Consider the following 19258-nt stretch of genomic DNA (forward strand, 5'->3'; position numbering starts at 1 on the left):
GCCGGTGTGCGCCGTGCACTCAAGGGCGCGTCGGGCCCGGGGGCGGTGGTTGCCGGGCGTTCACCGTGGCGTCGGGCGGGCGGCAACGAATGGTGAGCGGTGCGCCCGTTAGGGTGAGGCGATGGACACTGCTGACATCGCCGGCTTCGCCTCTCCGCACCCGGAGCGCCCGCCCAGGCCGGTCGACGTCGACTGGCCGGCGGTGGAGAAATGGCTGGGGCTACGGCTGCCGGACGACTACAAGCGGCTGGCCGATGCCCATGGTCCGCTGGACTTCGGCGAATATCTCTGGATTCACGTGCCGTGCGTGCAGGAGAACCGCTTCGACTACGGGGACTGGCTGCGCGAAACCCACCGCTCGGCTCGCATCGAGGCCCGTGCTCACCCGGAGGGCCGGGGTCCGGCCGTCCACCCCGACCCGGGCGGACTCCTGGCCTGGGGCACCACGCGCGGCTGCGACACCCTGTTCTGGGATGTCTCGGCCTCCGCGGACCCCAACGCGTGGACGGTCGTCGTACGCCACGGTGGCTCCGGCCGCAGCCGCGGCCTGCAACAGTGGCACCGCTACGACCTCACCCTCACCCAGTACCTCCGCCACACCGTCCGCGACGCCTGGGAACTGCCCTCCCCGCCCGGCCCCTTGATCGGCCCCCTCCCCGGCAGCGCCGCCCGCACGGCCTTCCTGGAGACCGCCGCGCCGTGGACCCCGCCCGCCCCCGCCGTCCCCCGGCTCACCGAAGCGGAGCGCCGTATCGCCCTGAAGACCGGCACCGGCCTCGAGGCCCTGCGCCTGCTCTCCCCGCCGCCCGCAACTCCGTACCTGGGCGGCGGCACCTGGGAGGACCTCTTCGCCGAGCTGGGCACCCGGCTGCCGGGCGAGTACCTCACCCTGATGGCGGAGTACGGCGCGGGCTGCTGGAGCGGGTGGCTGCGCTTCCTGACCCCGCTGCGGACGGGGGAGCGGCGCTTCCTCGACCACGTCGAGGAGACGACCGACGCCTACCTGAGCCTCAAGGAGGACTTCCCGGAGTACCACCCGCTCCCCATGTGGCCCGAGCCGGGCGGCTTCCTCCCCTTCGCCAACTCCATCGACGGCGACGAGATCGGCTGGCTCACCGAGGGCGACGACCCGGACGCCTGGCCCCTGATCGTCAGCCCCCGCCACGCCGACCAGGGCGAGCCCTGGGAACACGGGCTGATCGACGCCCTCGTAGCCTGGCAGCGCGGCACCTTCGTGACTGCGGGCCTGGCCGGGCTGGACGAGGACGACGATCCGATCGAGTTCGCGCGCTTCGAGGCCTGGACCGACGCGGCGTACTGGTGAGTCCGAGGCGCGCCGGGCCGCCGCCCCACGCGGCCGCTACTGCCGATAGCCCGCCAGAAACCTCCCGATCCGGCTGATCGCCGCATCGAGATCGTCGGCGTGCGGGAGGGTGAGGATGCGGAAGTGGTCCGTGCGGGGCCAGCTGAAGCCGGTGCCCTGGACGACCTGGATCTTCTCCCGCAGCAGCAGGTCCAGGACGAACTTCTCGTCGTCGTGGATCTTGTGGACGGCGGGGTCCAGACGGGGGAACGCATACAGCGCGCCCCGGGGTTTGACGCAGGAGACGCCGGGGATCTCGTTCAGCCGCTCCCAGGCGATGTCGCGCTGTTCGCGCAGGCGGCCGCCCGGCCGGACGAGGTCCTGGATGCTCTGCCGGCCGCCGAGGGCGGCCTGGATGGCGTACTGCGCGGGGGCGTTGGGGCACAGCCGCATGGAGGCGAGGGTGCCCAGGCCCTCCAGATAGTCGGCGGCGTGCTCCTTGGGGCCGGAGACGACCAGCCAGCCGGAGCGGAAGCCGGCGACGCGGTAGGCCTTGGACAGGCCGCTGAAGGTGAGGCAGACGAGGTCCGGGGCGAGCACCGCGGCGTGGTGGTGGACCTCGTCGTCGTACAGGATCCGGTCGTAGACCTCGTCGGCGAAGACCATCAGCTGATGGCGGCGGGCGAGATCGAGCATGCCCTCGAGCAGCTCGCGCGGATAGACGGCACCGGTGGGGTTGTTGGGGTTGATGATGACCAGGGCACGGGTGCGGTCGGTGATCTTCGAGGCGAGGTCGTCCAGGTCGGGCAGCCAGTCGGCGGACTCGTCGCAGAGGTAGTGCACGGCCTTGCCCCCGGCGAGCGTGGTGACCGCCGTCCAGAGGGGGAAGTCCGGGGCGGGGATCAGCACCTCGTCGCCGTCGTCCAGGAGTGCCTGTACGGCCATCGAGACCAGCTCGGAGACGCCGTTGCCCAGATAGATGTCGTCGACATCGACCTCGGGCAGGCCGACCTGCTGGTAGTGCTGGGCCACCGCGCGGCGGGCGGAGAGGATGCCGCGGGACTCCGTGTAGCCGTGCGCACGGGAGAGATTGCGGATCATGTCCTGGAGGATCTCTTCGGGGCACTCGAAGCCGAACAGCGCCGGATTGCCGGTGTTGAGGCGCAGCACGCTGTGGCCCGCCTCCTCCAGCGCGTTCGCGTGCTCGATCACCGGCCCGCGGATCTCGTAGCAGACATCGGCCATCTTGCTGGACTGTTTGAACTGCATGCGGCGGCCTCCCTGGTTTCCGTACTTGGTTTTACCAAGTGGGGACTTGGAAAGTCCAACTTTTGTCTATGCTGATGTCATGCCGCGCCGAAGTTATGACCAGTACTGCGCCCTCGCCCGAGCCCTGGACGCCGTCGGGGACCGCTGGACGCTCCTGATCGTCCGGGAACTGCTGGGCGGCGCCCGGCGCTACACCGATCTGCACGCCGACCTGCCCGGCGTCAGCACGGACATGCTTGCCTCCCGCCTCAAGGACATGGAACGCGACGGCCTGGTCTCCCGCCGCCGGCTCGCCCCTCCGGGCGCCGCGTTCGTCTACGAACTCACCGCCCGCGGCCGCACCCTGCTCCCCGCGCTCACCGCCCTCGCCGACTGGGGCGCCCCGGCCCTCGGGGGGATCCGCCCCACCGACGCGGTCCGTGCCCACTGGTTCGCGCTGCCGCTCGTCACCCGGCTCGCCCGGCACTTCGGGGAGGGCGTCGAGGTGGTCGACATCGCCCTCGACGGCGGCGAGTTCCATGTGCTGCTGGACGACGCCGACGGCCCCCGCTACGCCGACGGCCCCGCCGAGTTCCCCGACGTCCGCCTCCGCATGGACACCGCGACCTGTGCCGATATCGCGTACGATCGCCTCTCCCTCGCACAGGGAGTCGAATCCGGCCGGATCGCGGTCACCTGGCCCGGCACAGACGGCGACCGGCAGCCACGAAAGAGGACGACAACGGCATGACGACGCGCCCCCTGGCGGTCTTCGACCTGGACGGCACCCTCGCCGACTCCGGCCATCGCCAGCATCTCCTCCAGCGCCGCCCGCGGGACTGGAACGCCTTCTTCGCGGCGGCCACCGAGGACCCGCCGCTCGCCGAAGGCGTGACCCTGGCGCTGCGCAGCGCCGAGGACTGCGAGGTCGTCTATCTCACCGGACGCCCCGAGCGCTGCCGCCGCGACACCCTCGCCTGGCTGGGCCGGCACGGCCTGCCGGAGGGCAGGTTGTGGATGCGGCCCAACGCGGACCGGCGCCCCGCCCGGCAGACCAAACTGGAGACCCTGCACCGGATGGCCCGCGGTCGCGAGGTCCGGCATGTCGTCGACGACGACGAGCTGGTGTGCGAGGCCTGCGAGGCGGCGGGCTTCACGGTCATACGGGCGCGATGGGCCGGCCCGCCGTCCGCGGTCCTGAAGGACGCTCAGGGGCGGGCGGGACGTACGTAGTACAGGGGGAGCCGGCGGATCCTTGGGCGACCTGGCCGGGCCGGCCCCGGCGGCGCCGCCGGGGCTAAGGCGTCCGGTACGGCGGCGGTGCCTCCTCCCCCTGGTCCGGGATCCGGATCAGGGGGACCGGCTTGTTGTGCGGCCAGCCGTGGGAGGCGTCGTCGAAGCTGAGCTGTCCGCCGGCGGCCGGGACGCTGGTGGTGTGGTTCAGATTGGTGAGCTCGTGGTAGACGTCGTTGATGTCCGGGGTCTCGTCGCCGGTGTGGGCGGTGACATTGCGGGTCGCCCACACCGCGGTCAGTACTGCGTCGTGATGCATGATCGCGTAGCCGTCGACGAGCACGGTCTCCCGGAATCCGAGGGCTTTCATGCTGTCGTGGAATGCCGGGAATCCGCGCGGCGCATGCTGCCCCTTGAGCCAGAGCGAAGGATGCGCCGAGGAGACGTCCAGGACGCTGATACGGCTTTTGGTGAGCAGCCCCCGCCGGTCCTGGGCCTGCTGAAAGGCGCCCGTCGCGCCGGTCAGAAGCGTGAGCGGCTTCTTCTCGTCGCACTGTCTGCCGGCGAGGGCGGTGATGAGCGGGCCGAGGTCACGGTCGCGGCCGGCGTAGAGGACCATGTCCGCCTTGGTCTGGCAGATGTTGTTGACGGCGGTGGTGAACAGCTGCGGAGTTCCGGCCGGTTCGTTGCCGGTGGCGCCGACGAAGGACGTGCGGTTGTCGCCGATAGAGCGCGGGAAGGTCGTGTCGAAGGCCTGGCGCAGCGTGCGTACGTAGTTGTCGTTGCGGCTGTCGAAGACGAGATAGCCGCGGGAGCGGGCGAGCGGCGAACGGTCGACGTACCGGCGCAGCGCACGGGCGTAGTCGAGATTGGACGGGGACACCTTGAACAGCCGGTCGGCATTGACGTCGGTGGCGGTGAGGACGGCCCCGATCGACGGAATGCCGTGCTTCGAGAGCTCGACGGCCGCCTTTCGTGTCTCCTCGATGCTGATGCCCATGCCGGTGACCGCGACCAGCGGGTGTGCGCCCCGGGCCAGCGCCGTCAGCTGGTCGACGGCCGGTTTCCAGTGGGCTTCACCGCGTCCCTCATCGGCGATGACGAGCTGGATCAGCGGCGGGGCCTCGCCACCGATTCCCAGCGGCTCGTCCCTGGGCAGCCCGGGGCAGCCGTTCGCCCGGCACTGCGCGATATAGGCGCCCTCCAGGCTGCTTCTGATCTCCCCGATGGGCAGGGCGCTGGTGTCGCTCTCGGTCATCGGGGTCAGCAGGCCGACCTTGACGTAATCGACCCGGCGCTTGCCCTTTCCCGGACGGTCCCACTGGTCCCGGACACGGCGGTTCTCGGCGGCGATCTTCTCGGTGATGCTCTTGAGCCGCGGATCGGCGGCAAACGCCCGCTCGTTCGTCAGACCGACACATTCCCGGTCCGCGCCCGAACCCGCCCACTGCAGACCCGGCGCGCCCGTTCCGCAGGAGGTGTCCGGCGGCGACGGCCAGGAGATAAGGACGACAACGGCGGCGCATACGACCATCGCCGCGGCGAGGGCGGACACGCCTCTCCGGGTCCGGTACCACGGTGTCAACGGGTCGAGGGGGCCGTCGTGGTCGGCCATGCTCCGGCTCCTATCGATAGGGACGGGTCGGGGAGCGATCCGCGTACTTCTCCGCTTCGTGGCGCAGGTCCACCCTGGCCGGATGCGAGTGCAGGGCAAGGTCGCGCAGCATCGCGCCGATGGTGGCGTTGAGTTCGGGGCGCGCGGCGGGCAGCCGGTTACGGGGATCGGACGCCAGCCACAGCGCCGCCACCAGCACCGTCAGCGCCCGGTGCGCACCGAACGACTCCGGCGCCAGCTCCTGCGCGAGCGCGTCCGTCCGCAGCGACGCGGACCGGTCCGGCTCCACCGGCCGGCGCAGCGGGGCGGCGGTGATCGCGTACAGCTCCGGCAACCAGGCGTCGGTGTCCGGGAGTTGGCCCAGGCGGCGGGCGAGATGGGCGACCACCTCGTCCAGCTCGCCGAGGGCGAGGGCGTGGTAGAGCTCGTCGATGCGGTGCTCATCGTGATGGCTGCGCCGGAACCAGGATCTGAGGGCGTCGTGTACCTCGTCCCAGCGATTGCGCGGCCCACGGGCGAGTTCCTGGAGCAGCAGCAGACGCAGCCAGGGGTGGAGTACGGGGCGGGAGGCGGGCGGCTGCAGTGCGCGGCTGTCGGGAGGGTCCGGGACACGGCCGCCGCGGGCCGTTGCGTCCTGGGGGGCCGGGGCGGTCAGCCACATTCCGGTGCCGAAGCCGTCCCTCAGCGCGTCATAGCTGTCCGGGTCCACGACACCGGCGTCGAGAGCGGTCTGTAACTCCCGGGCGGCGCTGCAGGTGACCAGTGTCTCCCGCTGCTCGTCGGCCAGACCGGCCAGCAGATGGTCCAGGATCGTCCGGTCCAGACGGGATGGTTCGGTGAGCATGCCGCGCAGCCGTGAGACCGTTTCCCCGTCCGGACCGGGTAACGCGGCGGCGGTGTCGAGGAGTTGGCGCACACTCCAGCGGTGACCGAGCGTCAGATCATGGATCAGGGGCGGCGCTTCGGGCGGTGACACCGGCATCTGCGCGGCGAGCCGGCCGGTTTCCGGAGCGACCAGATCCGGTATCCGTACGTGGTACCAGCGCCAGCGGGAATGGTGCCGCAGCCGCGGGATCCCGCTCTCCCAGTCGGCGGGACTCGCCTCCTCCGCCGGGCGGCTGCGCACGTCCCGGGCGTCCGACGCCGTGGCCAGGATCAGCAGCGGATCGGGCCGGTCGTCCGCGCTCCGCGTCTCCACCAGGAGCTCGAGGAACTCCCGGCCGCCCACCGCATCGATGTTGTCCAGCAGCACCAGGCAGTTGCGGTCCCGCTCCCGGCGTGCGTACTCGTCCCGCAGGTCCGCGAGGAACGCCCGGCACAGCAGCTTGTCCACCGCCGCGTGTCCGGCCTCGTCCTTGGCGTCCTGGTTCAGCTCGATCAGGGCCTCCAGGGCCGGGCGCCGCTCATCGGCGTACCAGGCGAAGCCGGTGCGCCGGGTGAGGGCGGCCGGCAGCCGCGGCGGCTGCCGGATCAGGCTCGCCAGCAGGCCGATGCCCGGGATCGTGGCCAGGTTGAGGTCCTTGAGCGCCTCGGCGAGGCCGGTGAGGTGGTCGGCCGCCGCGCGCGGCTGTGCGGCCGGCCCCTGGAGCGCCTGCCGCAGCTGCCGCCGGGCCCGTCCGCGGTCCGTGGCGTCCAGGGAGAGTTCGGGATCGACGACGAACAGGCCCAGGGTCAGCCGGGGGAACAGCAGCGCGGGCTGGTGCCGGATGCGCTGGGAGAGGCCGTACGCCAGGCGGCCGGCCACCTCGTGCGGGCGCCGGGGCGGTGCGGACCGGAAGTTGTAGAAGGCATGCGGACGGTTCGCCGCCTGCCGGCCCAGCCGGCGCAGCAGGGTGGTCTTGCCGCTGCCCCTGGGCCCCAGCGCGACGATCACGGGAAGTCCGGGTGCGTCGGGCGCCGGGCCGTCCGGCACCCGCGCCCGGAACGCGTGGCACAGCTCTTCGATGCCCTGTACCGCAACCGTGCGCTCCGGCACTCCGCTCAGCCCCCGTACGTGTCCGTCCCCCGACGGTGTGTCACCAGCCGCCGTGGAGATGCTGCCATGCGTGGGGATTGACGCGCGAGGGCCTTGCGGCAGATTGCCGGGGGAGTGGCTGCTGCGGCCGGACGCGTCTCATGCCCCGTCAGGAGCGGTCACCCGTACGGCACCGGCGCACGGCCCGCGGCCCTCCGTTCGGCTCAGCTGACGGAGCGCCAGACGCGGCACCGGGTGAAGCTCGGCTCATGGACCATGGAACAGTTACCCGGGCCCGCCGCGGGCTCGCGCTCCTGCTGGCCGCCGTGGCGGTGGCCGGACCACTGGCCCCGGTGGCCGCGGCCGCGGCGCCCCCGGGGACCGAGGCCGGCGTCGCGCTGGCCGCCGACCGGCGCACCGGCTCGGCGTGGCTGCCGTACTGGGGCGACACCGAGGCCGCCTACCAGGACGCGCTGGAGCACGCCGATCAGCTGCACACCGTCAGCCCCTTCTGGTACGAGGCCTCGGCCCGCACGGTCAAAGGCCAGGACGGCGCGGGCAACGAAGGCATCATCGACGGGCTGCACCGCGCCGGGATCCGGGTCGTGCCGACCGTGACCGAGACGCCCGGCGCCGAGGAGATGGCCGGGGTGATGCACGATCCGAAGCGCCGGGCCGCGCATGTCGACGCCCTGCTGGAGATGGCGGGCAGCCGCTCGTACGACGGGGTCGACCTGGACTACGAGAGCATGGCCGAAACCGGCGACCGGGCGACCCGGGAGCGCGTCCGGACCGGTTTCACCCTGCTCACCCGCGATCTGTGCGCCCGGCTGCACGAGCGGGGCAAGGAGTGCGTGGTCACCGTCCTGGCCCAGGTCCGGGGCGCCGGTGCGCCGTACGACTACCGGCGGCTGGGCCAGGTCGCCGACAAGGTCCGGATCATGGGCTACGACCTGCACTGGTCCGGCGGCGAGGCGGGCCCGCTGTCGTCCAAGGGCTGGTACGAGGCGTTTCTGCGCTACGCCACCGACGCCGTCCCGCGCAACAAGATCGAGGTGGCCTTCCCGGGCTACGGCTGGGACTGGGCCAAGGGCAGCAGGACCCGGGCCGGCCATCTGACCTGGAAGGAGGCCGATTCGCTGCGCAAGCGGACGGGCGCCGCCTACCGCTTCGACGCGGATTCGGGCACCCCGCACTTCAGCTACCGCAAGGACGGCGCCGAGCACGAGGTCTGGTACCAGGACGCGCGCGGGGTGGCCGAGCAGCTGCCGCTGCTGCAGAAGTACGGGGTGCGGGGCACCGGCCTATGGGCGCTCGGGTTCGAGGACCCGGACGTGTGGACCGCGCTCCGCGGCCAGTAGCCGCAGCGCCGCCTCGGACGGCGAACCGTCCGCCGCGGTGTACATCAGCACGCCCTGCCCGGACCCGTCCGGCGTCTGCATCATCTCGAACTCCAGCTCCAGGTCGCCCACCAGCGGATGGTGGAACTGCTTGGTGCCGAAGGTGCAGAAACGCACGCCGTGCCGCGACCACAGACCGGCGAACTCCTTGCTCTTCATCGACAACTCACCGATCAGCTCGGCCAGTTGCGGGTCGTCCGGGCGCTGTCCCGCGGCGACCCGCAGCGCGGAGACGGCGCGCCGGGTCTCCGTGTCGCGGTCCGGGTAGAGCTCGCGGGTGTGCGGGTCGAGGAAGAGGAGGCGCTGGGCGTTGGGGCGGTCCAGGGGGCGGCCGGGGCTGTCGAAGTCCAGGTGGCCGGCGAGCAGGGCGTGCCCGAGCCGGTTCCACGCCAGCATCTCGAAGCGCGGGCCGAGGGCGACGGCGGGGACGCCGTCCAGCGCGCGGAGCAGCTGCAGCACCCCGGGGCGGGCCTTGTCGTGCCGGACCGCCGGGCGCCGGCGGTGCTGCTTCGGCCGGGCCAGATCGAGCAGATGCGCCCGTTCGTCGGCCGTCAGCCGCAGCGCGCGGGCCAGCGCCTCCAGTACCCCTTCCGAGGCGTTGTGGCTCTGGCCCTGCTCGAGCCGGGTGTAGTACGCGACGCTGACCCCGGCCAGCTGGGCGAGTTCCTCGCGGCGCAGTCCGGGGACGCGGCGGCGCGCCCCGTAGGGGACCAGCCCGACGTCTTCCGGCTGCAGCCGGGCGCGGCGGGTGCGCAGAAAGTGCCCCAGCTCGGCGGGCGTGTCGATGCCGGGTGTGTCGATGCCTGGTGAGTCCATGGCGTCAGTCTCGGCGATCCGGCGGCCGGGAGCCTGTCCCTGTCAGTACCAGGCTCCGTGCCGGTGCCGGTGCCGGTGCCGGGGGCGGAGTCGCCTGGACGGCGCACGCCCGATGCTGTTCCCTCCGGGATACCGACCGCTTAGTATGTCGCCCGAGACGGCGCGGGCGACGGGGCCCGGTGGGCCGGTGTGCCGTCGCACCCCCGAAGGTCCGAGGTCTGTGGAGGCACCTGGTGAAGGCATGGCGCGTATCCGCGAACGGCGAGCCGCGTGAGGTGATGCGGCTGGACGAAGTGCCGGACCCGCAGCCGGGCCCCGGGCAGCTGCTGCTGCGCGTACGGGCCGCCAACGTCAACTTCCCCGACGCGCTGCTGTGCCGGGGCCAGTACCAGGTGCGGCCGCCGCTGCCGTTCACCCCGGGCCTGGAGATCTGCGGCGAGACCGACGACGGCCGCCGCGTCATCGCCAACCCGGCGCTTCCGTACGGCGGCCTCGCCGAGTACGCCGTCGCGGATGCCAAGGCCCTGCTGCCCGCGCCGGACGCGCTGGACGACGCCGAGGCGGCCGCGCTGCACATCGGCTACCAGACCGGCTGGTTCGGACTGCACCGCCGGGCGCACCTGAAGGAGGGCGAGACCCTGCTCGTGCACGCCGCGGCGGGCGGCGTCGGCAGCGCCGCCGTCCAGCTCGGCAAGGCGGCGGGCGCCCGGGTCATCGGCGTCGTCGGCGGCGAGCAGAAGGCGAAGACCGCCCACGACCTGGGCTGCGACCTCGTCCTCGACCGGCGTACCGACGACCTGGTCGCGGCCGTGAAGGAGGCCACCGGCGGACGGGGCGCGGACGTGGTCTACGACCCGGTGGGCGGTGACGCGTACACCAAGTCCACCAAGTGCATCGCCTTCGAGGGCCGGATCGTGATCGTCGGGTTCACCAGCGGCACCGTCCCGGCGCCCGGACTGAACCATGCGCTGGTGAAGAACTACTCGATCCTCGGCCTGCACTGGGGCCTGTACAACACCAAGGACCCGCGCGCCGTGTTCGAGTGCCACGAGCAGCTCACCCGGCTGGCCGCGGAGGGCGCCATCAAGCCGCTGGTCAGCGAGCGCGTCCCGCTGAACGGCGCCGCGGACGCCGTACAGCGCGTCGCCGACGGTGTCACCACCGGCCGGATCGCCGTCCTCCCGGGCCTCGAGGAAGGAACGCCCGCATGACCGACGCCGACGAACTCCGCCGCCGTACACGGGAGTTGCTCGCCGCTTGCCCGCCGGCCGCCACCGAACGGACGGACTTCCTGCGCGCACGGTTCGACGCGGGGCTCGCCTGGGTCCACTTCCCGGCCGGGCTCGGCGGACTGGACGCACCCCGGTCCCTGCAAGCGGTGGTGGACGCCGAACTGGAGGCGGCCGGCGCCCCCGGCAACGACCCGGGCCGTATCGCCATCGGCCTCGGCATGGCCGCCCCCACCCTCCTCCGCTTCGGCACCGACGAGCAGAAGCAGCGGTTTCTGCGGCCCCTGTGGACGGGGGAGGAGGTGTGGTGCCAGCTGTTCAGCGAGCCGGGTGCGGGGTCGGACCTGGCGGCGCTGGCGACCCGGGCCGTACGGGACGACGGGGACTGGGTGGTCGACGGCCAGAAGGTCTGGACATCCAGCGCGCACCTGGCCCGCTGGGCCATCCTGATCGCCCGCACCGACCCCGACCTGCCCAAACACCGCGGCATCAGCTACTTCATCTGCGATATGACCGACCCGGGCGTCGAGGTGCGGCCGCTGCGGCAGATCACCGGCGAGGCGGAGTTCAACGAGGTGTTCCTGACCGGGGTGCGCATCCCGGACGCCCATCGGCTCGGTGAGGTGGGGGAGGGCTGGAAGGTCGCCCAGACCACGCTGATGAACGAGCGGGTCGCCATCGGCGGCACCCGGATCCCCCGCGAAGGCGGCATGATCGGCGTCGCCGCCGCCGGCTGGCGCGAGCGCCCCGAGCTGCGCACCCACGACCTGCACCAGCGGCTGCTGAAGCTGTGGGTGGAGGCCGAGGTCGCCCGGCTGACCGGCGAGCGGCTGCGCCAGCAGCTGACCAAGGGCCAGCCCGGCCCCGAGGGCAGCGGCATGAAGCTGGCCTTCGCCCGGCTCGCCCAGGAGATCAGCGGCTGGGAGGTGGAATTCCTCGGCGAGGACGGGCTGACCTACGACGACTGGACGCTCCGCCGCCCCGAACGCGTCGACTTCACCGGACGCCAGGCCGGCTACCGCTATCTGCGCGCCAAGGGGAACTCCATCGAAGGAGGCACCTCCGAAGTGCTGCTCAACATCGTCGCCGAGCGCGTGCTGGGCCTGCCGCCCGAGCCGCGCACCGACAAGGACGTCGCGTGGAAGGACCTCCCCCGATGACCGCCCCCCTGCACGGCACTCCCGACCCTGACCTCCTCTACTCCGCCGACGAGGAGGCGCTGCGCGACGCCGTACGGTCCCTGCTCGCCGACCGCAGCGACCCGGCCACCGTGCTGGCCGGGCTGGAATCGGCCGTCCCGTATGACGCATCACTGTGGCGGTCGCTCGCCGCCGAGATCGGCACCGCCGGACTGCTGGTCCCGGAGAAACTCGGCGGGCAGGGCGCGAGCGCCCGCGAGGCCGCCGTCGTGCTGGAGGAACTGGGCCGCTCCGTCGCGCCCGTGCCCTATCTGACCAGCGCCGTCATCGCCGTCACCGCGCTGCTCGGCTGCGACACCGGCCGGGAGGACGTCGCCGGGCCGCTCGCCGCGCTCGCCGGCGGCCGCACGGTCGGAGTGCTCGCGCTGCCGCTGCCCACCGCGCCGGACGGCGTGGGCGATCCGGCCGTACAGGCCGATGAGGCCGGCTCGCTGACCGGCCGGGTGACCTCCGTCGCCGATGCCGCGGCCGCCGAGCTGCTGCTGGTGTGGGCCCGGCGCGCGGACGGCCCGGCCCTGTACGCGGTCGAGGCCGCAGCCGACGGCGTACGCACCGAAGCCGTCACCTCGCTCGACCTCACCCGGCCCCTCGCCCACCTCACCCTCGACGGAGCCCGGGGCCGCCTCCTCGCCACCGGGGACCGCGCCCGCACCGCCGTCGAGCGCGCGTTGCTCGCCGGTGCCGGGCTGCTGGCTTCGGAGCAGCTGGGCGTCGCCGAATGGTGCCTGGCCGAAACCGTGCGCCACACCGCGCAGCGCACCCAGTTCGGCCGCCCCGTCGGCTCGTTCCAGGCGCTCAAGCACCGGATGGCCGCCCTGTGGCTGGACGTCGCCTCGGCCCGCGCCGCCGCCCGTAACGCCGCCGATGCACTGGCGACCGGCAGCCCCGACCTCCCGGTGGCGGTGGCCGTCGCCCAGGCGTACTGCGCCCCGGTGGCCGTACGTGCCGCCGAGGAGTGCATCCAGCTGCACGGCGGCATCGGGATGACCTGGGAACACCCGGCGCATCTCTTCCTCAAGCGGGCCAAGAGCGACCAGATCGCGCTGGGCACACCCGGGCGGCACCGGGACGCCCTGGCCGGGCTGGTCGGGCTGGGCGCGCCGTGACGCCGTAGGACGGTGGCGCCGTAAGGAGGAGAAGGAGGAGGCGGTCAGCCGGTGACGGCGAACGCCGTGCTGTAGGCATGGGCGATGCCGTCGTCGGCGGCCACCTCCAGCGCGTATCCGCGGCCCGGCGCCACCTGGGGCAGCGTCACCAGGGCCTCACCGACCGCCCCGGCGCCGGCCCGCGGGGCGACCAGCCCCAGCCGCTGCATCCGGTGGCCGCGGGTGCGCACGGTCAGCCAGACGTCCACCTCGCGGCCGGTGTTGTTCTTCCAGTCCACGCTGAAGCTGCCGTTGCCCCGGAAGCTCAGGCCGGGCTGCAGAGCCGTCACCTCGATCCGCAGGTTGCGGGCCGTGCGCCTGGGGTGTCCGTGCCTGGGCTGTGCATGCCTGGGCCGGGTGTGCTTGGCCTGCCGGTGCTCGGGCCGCTCGGCGGTGGCGGCGCCCAGGCCGGCGTTGGCGACATGCGCCGCCGGGCCGTCCTGGCCCAGTACGTCGGCGTGGGCGGGCCCGCCGCCGGGGGTGCCGGTGGTCTTCGCCTCCGTGGGCCAAGGGCGGGCATGCGACGGAAGCAGGGTCAGCACCAGCAGACAGCCGACACCGGTGGCGGCGACGGCGACGGCCACGGACCTGAGCATCGAGGTGGCCCTGCGCATCCTGATCTCGCTTCCTCGGGGAAGGGGTGGGACGAGCCGGTACATCCCCGGTGTTTTCATCATCAAAAACGCCACGCGGAGTGCTCACCTGGATGGACACTCCCGGCGCGACAGCCCCCGCAGGCCGCGGCATACTCCACCGGCGACGGACCGTTTCCGGTCACTCCAATGGCCGTCGGGCCCGCCGGGCAGCGATTTCCGCCGCCGGTGATGTCCTGAAATGGCTGTTCAGGTAGCGTCATATGCATGAAGACCGGCATACAGACCGCAACCCGTCGAGCGCCGTTCGGTCCGGTACTCCTGCTGGTGGCCGTCCTGCTGGCGGTGGTCACGGCGCTGGCACCCGGCGCCCGCGCCGCCGGCGGACTCGACACGGCCGCGGCGGCCCTCAAACAGGGGCCCGTCTACGTCGATCCCCGGGCCTCCGGCCAGTTGCCCAAGGCCGACGCGGACGCGCTGGCCCAGAAGATCAAGAACTCCGGCAAGCCGATCTTCATCGCCGTGCTGCCGCGGGCCGCCGAGTACCCGCCCAAGACGGTCCTCCAGGACCTGCGGACCAAGGTCGGCATCAGCGGCGTCTACGCCATCGAACTCGGCAACGGCTTCAACGCCGGGGCCGATCCCCGGGTCATGCCGCGCGCCGCGGTCCACAACCTGGTCGGCGCGGTCAAGCGCTCCGACTACCCCACGGTCGCCCAGCGTCTGAACGACTTCGTCGACATCGCCGAGCAGCAGGCGAGGGGCCACGCCCCGTCCTCCTGGGGCGGCGCGGACAACTCCGGCATCGACACCGGCACGCTCGTCGGCCTCGGTGCGCTGGTCGTCATCGGCGGCGGTGGCGCGTACGCCCTCGCCCGCCGCCAGCGCCGTCGGCGCGCCGAGGAGGAGCGCGCCGCGCTGGAGGCCCTGCGGGTCGTCGTCGACGAGGACATCACGGCCTTCGGCGAGGAGCTGGACCGGCTCGACTTCAGCCCCGGTGAGCCCGGCGCCGACGACGCCATGCGCGCGGACTACAGCCATGCGCTGGACACCTACGAGAACGCCAAATCGGCCATGGCCAGGGCCGAGCACCCCGGTGAGGTACAGGCCGTGACCGAGGCGCTGGAGGACGGCCGGTTCTCACTGGCCAGGCTCGCCGCCCGGCGTGAGGGCCGGCCGCTGCCCGAACGCCGGCTGCCCTGCTTCTTCGACCCCCGGCACGGCCCGTCCGTCGTGGACGTCGCCTGGGCACCGGCCGGCGGCGCGGAGCGCACCGTACCGGTCTGCGCCGCGGACAAGAGCCGCCTCGACGACGGCCGGGAGCCGCTGGCCCGTACGGTCCGTACCGAGCGCGGCGACCGCCCCTACTGGGACGCGGGCCCCGCCTACGCCCCCTGGGCCGGCGGCTACTTCGGCGGCGGCCTGCTGCCCGGCCTCCTGGTGGGCACCGTACTCGGCAACATCATGATGTCGTCGCCCGCCTACGGCGCCGACTTCGGCGGTCCGACGGGTGCCGAGGGCGGCGATGTCTCCGGGGCCGACTTCAACCCGGACGACTTCGGGGGCGGCGGCTTCGGCGACGGCGGCGGCTTCGACGGTGGCGGCGGGGGCTTCGACGGCGGCTTCTGAGCCGCCGGCGGTGCGCGTCCGCCGCGCTCACCCTTGCGCTTGCTCCTGCGCGACGGTGCGCAGTGCACTCAGCACCCGCCGGACCTGCGGCTGTTCGGACGTGCCCGTCGGCGTCAGGGCATAGACCGTGCGGCGGACCGGTCGGCTCAGGGGGTGCAGACGGATCGCCCCGGGGGCCGCGGGCAGCGCCATACGGGGCACCAGCGTGACGCCCGCGCCCGCCGCGACCAGGGCGGTGAGCACCGAGTAGTCGCTGGCCAGCGCGGCGGGCCGGGGCACGAATCCCGCGGCGCCGCAGGCCCGTCGGGTCAGCTCATGGCACGAAGTGCCGGGGCCCGACAGCAGCCAGTCCTCCGTGGCCAGCCGTGCCAGGTCGACCGGCTCGTCGGCGGCCAGTCCGAGCCGCTCGGCCAGCTGCGGGGGCAAGGCCACCAGCACCGGGTCGTCCTGGAGATGATGCTGGTCGCAACCGGGCGGCAGATCCCGGGGCAGCAGGCTGAAGGCGTGCACCACCGCGAGGTCCGTCTCCCGCCGGCGCAGCGCCTCGATCGCCGGTTCCGGCTCGTGCTCGGCCAGGTGCAGATCCACCGCCCCGGCCAGCAGCCGCCATACGGCCGGGAGCAGCACCCGGGCGGCAGACGGGAAGGCGGCGACGCGGACCGGGCCGCGGCCGCCGCCCCGCAGCACGTCCAGCTCGGCCTCGGCCGCGGCGAGGCCGCCGAGGATCACCTCCGCATGCTCGACCAGCAGCCGCCCGCCAGGCGTCAGCCGCAGCGTCCGCCCGTGTTTCTCCAGCAGGGACACGCCGGCTTCCCGCTCCAGCGCGGCCAGTTGCTGGGAGACCGCCGGACCGCTCAGGCACAGCGCCTCGGCGGCCGCGGCGACCGTGCCGTGGACGGCGAACTCCCGCAGCAGACGCAGACGTCGGACGTCGAGCAAGGGTCCTCCCCACACCTCGAGAAGCGCTGCTTGGCAATGACCTGCTGAGCCACGATCTGCCGAGCAACGATCCATCGAGAAGCTCTGCTTACTGATGGCGTAAAAAACAGTCACTGGATCTTTTCCATCGTAGCCGCAACGCTGGACCGGTGACCTTCCGCACCGTCCGCACACCCCGCGCCCCGCAGATCCTCGCCCTCGCCGGCACCGTGGTCCTCTGGGCCTCCGCCTTCCCCGCGATCCGTGTCGGCGTGGCCGGACTGGGCATCGCCGCGCTGTCCCTCCTCCGTCTGGCCATCGCCTCGGCCGCGCTCGCCGCCGTCGCCCCGTTCGCCGGTGTACGGCGGCCCCGGGCGCGCGACCTGCCGCTGATCGCGGTCTGCGGCGCCACCGGGATGACCGCCTATCAGGTGCTCCTCAACTGGGGCGAGGTCCATGTCCCGGCCGGCACCGCGAGCCTGCTGATCGCCGCCGCACCGGTCTTCAGCGTGCTGCTCGCCGGTGCCTTCCTGGCCGAGCCGATCACCCGTCAGGTGGTCGCCGGAAGCCTCACCGCCCTCGCCGGTGCCGCCGTCGTCGCGTGCGGCGGCGGCGCCACCGGGTTCTCCGCGGGCGCCCTGGTGGTGCTGGCGGCGGCCGTCGTCCAGGGCGTCTACCACGTTGCGACCAAGCCCCTGCTACGGCGTTACACGGGCCTTGAGGTGGCGTCGTACGCGATGTGGGCGGGCACGGTGTTCGCGGCGCCGCTGATCCCGGACACGGTGCGGGCCGTCGCCGGTGCCCCGGTGGACGCCCTCGGCGCCGTGCTGTACCTGGGCCTGCTGCCGTCCGCCCTGGGCTTCGTCATATGGGGCCATGCGGTCGCCCGGCTGCCGCTCGCGACCTCCACCGGGGCGCTCTATCTCGTCGCGCCGGTCGCGCTTCTCGTCGCCTTCGGCTGGCTCAACGAGGTGCCGAATCCTGTGGAGTTGGCGGGCGGCGCGGTCACCGTCCTCGGTGTGGTGCTGCTCAACCGGCGCCCGGACCGGGAGCCGCGGGTCGTCGCCCGTCACCCGGCGGCACCGGCCACCCGCTTGGCGCCCAGGAAACGCGCATAGCGCGGCCGCACCGCGAAATCGGCGTAGCTCCACACGGCGGGCCGCCCGGCCTCCTTGCACAGATGCAGCACCTGACCGGGCGCCAGATGGACGCCGACATGAGCGCCGTACCCGGTGGGACGTCCCACGACCGGCCCGCCGTCGAAGAGCACCAGATCCAGCGGCCGCGGCCGCTCGGCGGGTACCGTCGCCCGCTCGTCCGCCCACAGCTCCGCCGACCGCAGGGGCGGGACCCACAGGCCGAAATGGCGCAGTACGGCATAGGCATAGCGCTGGCAGTTCGCGCCCCCGGCGAGATCGTCGGCCGCGTCCCCGGTGGGTGACGGGCATTCAGGTGTCCCCGCTCCCGGATGGCGGGCGCCCGAGTAGCTGACGTTGCGGAAGGCCTCCGGCAGCCGGGCCAGGGCGTCCGGCCCGCAGGGGATGGGCAGTTGGCGATCGGGGTGTGATGTCACCGGGCCATGATGCAAGGGATCTCCGCGATGCCGCGTGCCGTGCGGTCGACGAGGCTCGGCAGACCGGCATCGATGCGTACTCGACACCGCGAGGAGATCCCCGATGCACCGCCGCTTTCGCAAGACCGCTCTGTGGGGCGCGACCATGGCCGCCCTCCTGGCGGCCACCGGCCCGTTCAGCCCGGCCCAGGCAGCACCGCACACCGACCCCACGCCCCAGCCCTCGCCCCGCGGCATGCTCGATGCGATGCGCCGCGACCTCGGTCTGACGCCCGACCAGGCCCGTACCCGGCTCGCCCAGGAGGCCGAGGCGCAGCGGGCCGCGACCGCGGTGCGCCGGGTGCTCTCCGCGCCCCCGGCCGGTATGTGGTTCGACAAGACGGTCGGCAAGCTGATCGTCGCGGTCACCGTCGCCGAGGACGCGGAGCGGGTACGGGCCGCCGGTGCGCTGCCCAAGACCGTCACCCACACCCGGGCCGAGCTCACCGAACTCGTCCGGCAGATCAGCACCAGGGCCGGCAAGGGCGTGGCCGGCGTCACCGGCTGGGGCGTGGACGAGCGCGCCAACGGCGTCGTGGTGCGCGTCGACCGCCGGGCGAGCAGCTCCGCGACCGATGCCTTCGAGAACGCCGTGCGCTCGCTCGCCGCCCCCTCGCACATCCCCGTGACCATCGAGCGCAGCGACCAGGCACCGCGCCAGCAGGGCGGCACGGTCATCGGCGGGGAACGCTGGATGCCCGGCCAGGAGGGCATCTGCTCCATCGGCTTCTCGGTGACCGGCGCGGACGGCTACCAGGGCTTTGTGACGGCCGGTCACTGCACCGACGACGCCGACCAGGCCGCGTACGGCAAGGACGGCAGCCTCCTGGGCACCTCCAACGAGGGCGGCGGGCACAGCGTGATCGGACGCGAGGGCGACTTCGGTCTGGTCACCGTGGACGGGCCGGGCTGGAAGATCTCTCCGAACGTGGCCGGCCAGGGCGGCCAGCCGGTGGCCGTCACCGGCTCGCAGGAGGCTGTGTCCGGCATGTCCGTCTGCCATTCCGGTGAAGCCACCGGCTGGCACTGCGGCGAGATCACCCGGGCCGACCAGACCGTGGACTACGGCACCGCCATCGTCGACGGGCTCTCGTTCACCAACGCCTGCTCGGCACCCGGGGATTCGGGCGGTTCGTACGTCACCCAGCCCAGCACCCCGAAGGCCGTCGGCGTGCACTCCGGCGGCGGCACGGCCACCTGCAGCGAGGGCGGCGACACCGTCACCATCTTCCAGCCGATCGACGAGGCACTGGACAAGTGGGATCTGAAGCTGAAGACGGGCGGCTCCTGACGGCCGGTTCCCCGGCGCCTACCATGTGACGCGAGGGGCCAGTGAGGCCCAGCGCGTCTGCCCGGTGGGCCGG

General features: G+C 73.0%; 17 protein-coding genes. 10 read left to right on the plus strand and 7 right to left on the minus strand.

Going from position 1 to position 19258, the window contains the following annotated elements:
• The first annotated feature begins 121 nt into the window (after positions 1-121).
• Positions 122-1324 carry an SMI1/KNR4 family protein gene (locus ADL29_RS33060; protein WP_053927226.1) on the plus strand — a complete coding sequence of 401 codons (1203 nt, stop codon included), beginning with the start codon at positions 122-124 and terminating at the stop codon, positions 1322-1324.
• 36 nt (positions 1325-1360) lie between these two features.
• Here ADL29_RS33060 and ADL29_RS33065 read toward each other — a convergent pair whose 3' ends face one another.
• Positions 1361-2572, minus strand: coding sequence for a pyridoxal phosphate-dependent aminotransferase (locus ADL29_RS33065; protein ID WP_046924772.1), 1212 nt, complete (start codon positions 2570-2572; stop codon positions 1361-1363).
• A gap of 79 nt (positions 2573-2651) precedes the next feature.
• Here ADL29_RS33065 and ADL29_RS33070 point away from each other — a divergent pair, with 79 nt between their 5' ends.
• A complete protein-coding gene (locus ADL29_RS33070) occupies positions 2652-3302 on the plus strand; it encodes a winged helix-turn-helix transcriptional regulator (RefSeq protein ID WP_053927227.1) in 651 nt (216 codons plus the stop codon).
• Positions 3299-3784, plus strand: a complete 486-nt coding sequence (locus ADL29_RS33075; RefSeq protein ID WP_053927228.1) for a phosphatase domain-containing protein — start codon at positions 3299-3301, stop codon at positions 3782-3784. The genes ADL29_RS33070 and ADL29_RS33075 overlap by 4 nt, the downstream gene beginning before the upstream one ends.
• 64 nt (positions 3785-3848) lie before the next feature.
• Here the strand turns inward: ADL29_RS33075 and ADL29_RS33080 are convergent, their stop codons facing one another.
• Together ADL29_RS33080 and ADL29_RS33085 are read right to left on the minus strand one after the other, a co-directional pair.
• Entirely contained in the window at positions 3849-5399 is a 1551-nt protein-coding gene (locus tag ADL29_RS33080; protein WP_053927229.1) for a type 1 periplasmic-binding domain-containing protein, read from the minus strand.
• A gap of 10 nt (positions 5400-5409) precedes the next feature.
• Entirely contained in the window at positions 5410-7374 is a 1965-nt protein-coding gene (locus ADL29_RS33085) for a hypothetical protein (RefSeq protein ID WP_053927230.1), read from the minus strand.
• A gap of 248 nt (positions 7375-7622) precedes the next feature.
• Between ADL29_RS33085 and ADL29_RS33090 the strand changes: the two genes are divergently transcribed.
• Positions 7623-8714 carry a glycosyl hydrolase family 18 protein gene (locus tag ADL29_RS33090; RefSeq protein WP_053927231.1) on the plus strand — a complete coding sequence of 364 codons (1092 nt, stop codon included), beginning with the start codon at positions 7623-7625 and terminating at the stop codon, positions 8712-8714.
• Here the strand turns inward: ADL29_RS33090 and ADL29_RS33095 are convergent.
• Positions 8658-9569 carry a helix-turn-helix transcriptional regulator gene (locus ADL29_RS33095; protein ID WP_053927232.1) on the minus strand — a complete coding sequence of 304 codons (912 nt, stop codon included), beginning with the start codon at positions 9567-9569 and terminating at the stop codon, positions 8658-8660. The two genes, ADL29_RS33090 and ADL29_RS33095, sit on opposite strands and share 57 nt — an antisense overlap.
• Before the next feature lie 233 nt (positions 9570-9802).
• On the opposite strand from ADL29_RS33095, the gene ADL29_RS33100 reads away from it, so the two are divergent.
• The 3 genes from ADL29_RS33100 to ADL29_RS33110 are packed head-to-tail and all read left to right on the plus strand — an operon-like array spanning position 9803 to position 13103.
• Positions 9803-10780, plus strand: a complete 978-nt coding sequence (locus ADL29_RS33100; protein ID WP_053927233.1) for an NADPH:quinone oxidoreductase family protein — start codon at positions 9803-9805, stop codon at positions 10778-10780.
• Positions 10777-11958 (plus strand): acyl-CoA dehydrogenase family protein, encoded by a 1182-nt coding sequence (locus tag ADL29_RS33105; RefSeq protein WP_053927234.1) that lies wholly within the window; start codon positions 10777-10779, stop codon positions 11956-11958. Before ADL29_RS33100 ends, ADL29_RS33105 begins: the two co-directional genes overlap by 4 nt.
• Positions 11955-13103: an acyl-CoA dehydrogenase family protein gene (locus ADL29_RS33110; protein ID WP_053927235.1), complete on the plus strand. Its 1149-nt coding sequence runs from the start codon at positions 11955-11957 to the stop codon at positions 13101-13103. The genes ADL29_RS33105 and ADL29_RS33110 overlap by 4 nt, the downstream gene beginning before the upstream one ends.
• Before the next feature lie 44 nt (positions 13104-13147).
• Here ADL29_RS33110 and ADL29_RS33115 read toward each other — a convergent pair whose 3' ends face one another.
• Entirely contained in the window at positions 13148-13756 is a 609-nt protein-coding gene (locus ADL29_RS33115) for a hypothetical protein (RefSeq protein ID WP_053927236.1), read from the minus strand.
• A gap of 246 nt (positions 13757-14002) precedes the next feature.
• Here ADL29_RS33115 and ADL29_RS33120 point away from each other — a divergent pair, with 246 nt between their 5' ends.
• Positions 14003-15364: a hypothetical protein gene (locus tag ADL29_RS33120; RefSeq protein ID WP_053927237.1), complete on the plus strand. Its 1362-nt coding sequence runs from the start codon at positions 14003-14005 to the stop codon at positions 15362-15364.
• Between the two features lie 27 nt (positions 15365-15391).
• Here ADL29_RS33120 and ADL29_RS33125 read toward each other — a convergent pair whose 3' ends face one another.
• Positions 15392-16303 carry a LysR family transcriptional regulator gene (locus tag ADL29_RS33125; RefSeq protein WP_053927238.1) on the minus strand — a complete coding sequence of 304 codons (912 nt, stop codon included), beginning with the start codon at positions 16301-16303 and terminating at the stop codon, positions 15392-15394.
• A gap of 149 nt (positions 16304-16452) precedes the next feature.
• On the opposite strand from ADL29_RS33125, the gene ADL29_RS33130 reads away from it, so the two are divergent.
• On the plus strand, positions 16453-17400 hold the full coding sequence (locus ADL29_RS33130; RefSeq protein WP_053927239.1) for a DMT family transporter: 948 nt from the start codon (positions 16453-16455) through the stop codon (positions 17398-17400).
• On the opposite strand, the gene ADL29_RS33135 is transcribed toward ADL29_RS33130, so the two are convergent.
• A complete protein-coding gene (locus ADL29_RS33135) occupies positions 17352-17855 on the minus strand; it encodes a cell wall hydrolase (RefSeq protein WP_107095152.1) in 504 nt (167 codons plus the stop codon). The genes ADL29_RS33130 and ADL29_RS33135 overlap by 49 nt on opposite strands.
• Before the next feature lie 103 nt (positions 17856-17958).
• Between ADL29_RS33135 and ADL29_RS33140 the strand changes: the two genes are divergently transcribed.
• A complete protein-coding gene (locus tag ADL29_RS33140; RefSeq protein WP_046924759.1) occupies positions 17959-19185 on the plus strand; it encodes a S1 family peptidase in 1227 nt (408 codons plus the stop codon).
• The last annotated feature ends 73 nt before the right edge of the window (positions 19186-19258 follow it).

The organism is Streptomyces chattanoogensis, assembly GCF_001294335.1.
In the GTDB taxonomy this organism is placed as follows: Bacteria; Actinomycetota; Actinomycetes; order Streptomycetales; family Streptomycetaceae; genus Streptomyces; species Streptomyces chattanoogensis.

What these genes read in the sequence shown, in the direction of transcription:
- ADL29_RS33095 (WP_053927232.1), bottom strand. Translation starts at nt 9,569, where the DNA reads ATGGACTCACCAGGCATCGACACACCCGGCATCGACACGCCCGCCGAG.
- ADL29_RS33065 (WP_046924772.1), bottom strand. Translation starts at nt 2,572, where the DNA reads ATGCAGTTCAAACAGTCCAGCAAGATGGCCGATGTCTGCTACGAGATC.
- ADL29_RS33090 (WP_053927231.1), top strand. Translation starts at nt 7,623, where the DNA reads ATGGACCATGGAACAGTTACCCGGGCCCGCCGCGGGCTCGCGCTCCTG.
- ADL29_RS33080 (WP_053927229.1), bottom strand. Translation starts at nt 5,399, where the DNA reads ATGGCCGACCACGACGGCCCCCTCGACCCGTTGACACCGTGGTACCGG.
- ADL29_RS33120 (WP_053927237.1), top strand. Translation starts at nt 14,003, where the DNA reads ATGAAGACCGGCATACAGACCGCAACCCGTCGAGCGCCGTTCGGTCCG.
- ADL29_RS33115 (WP_053927236.1), bottom strand. Translation starts at nt 13,756, where the DNA reads ATGCGCAGGGCCACCTCGATGCTCAGGTCCGTGGCCGTCGCCGTCGCC.
- ADL29_RS33070 (WP_053927227.1), top strand. Translation starts at nt 2,652, where the DNA reads ATGCCGCGCCGAAGTTATGACCAGTACTGCGCCCTCGCCCGAGCCCTG.
- ADL29_RS33060 (WP_053927226.1), top strand. Translation starts at nt 122, where the DNA reads ATGGACACTGCTGACATCGCCGGCTTCGCCTCTCCGCACCCGGAGCGC.
- ADL29_RS33110 (WP_053927235.1), top strand. Translation starts at nt 11,955, where the DNA reads ATGACCGCCCCCCTGCACGGCACTCCCGACCCTGACCTCCTCTACTCC.
- ADL29_RS33105 (WP_053927234.1), top strand. Translation starts at nt 10,777, where the DNA reads ATGACCGACGCCGACGAACTCCGCCGCCGTACACGGGAGTTGCTCGCC.
- ADL29_RS33075 (WP_053927228.1), top strand. Translation starts at nt 3,299, where the DNA reads ATGACGACGCGCCCCCTGGCGGTCTTCGACCTGGACGGCACCCTCGCC.
- ADL29_RS33140 (WP_046924759.1), top strand. Translation starts at nt 17,959, where the DNA reads ATGCACCGCCGCTTTCGCAAGACCGCTCTGTGGGGCGCGACCATGGCC.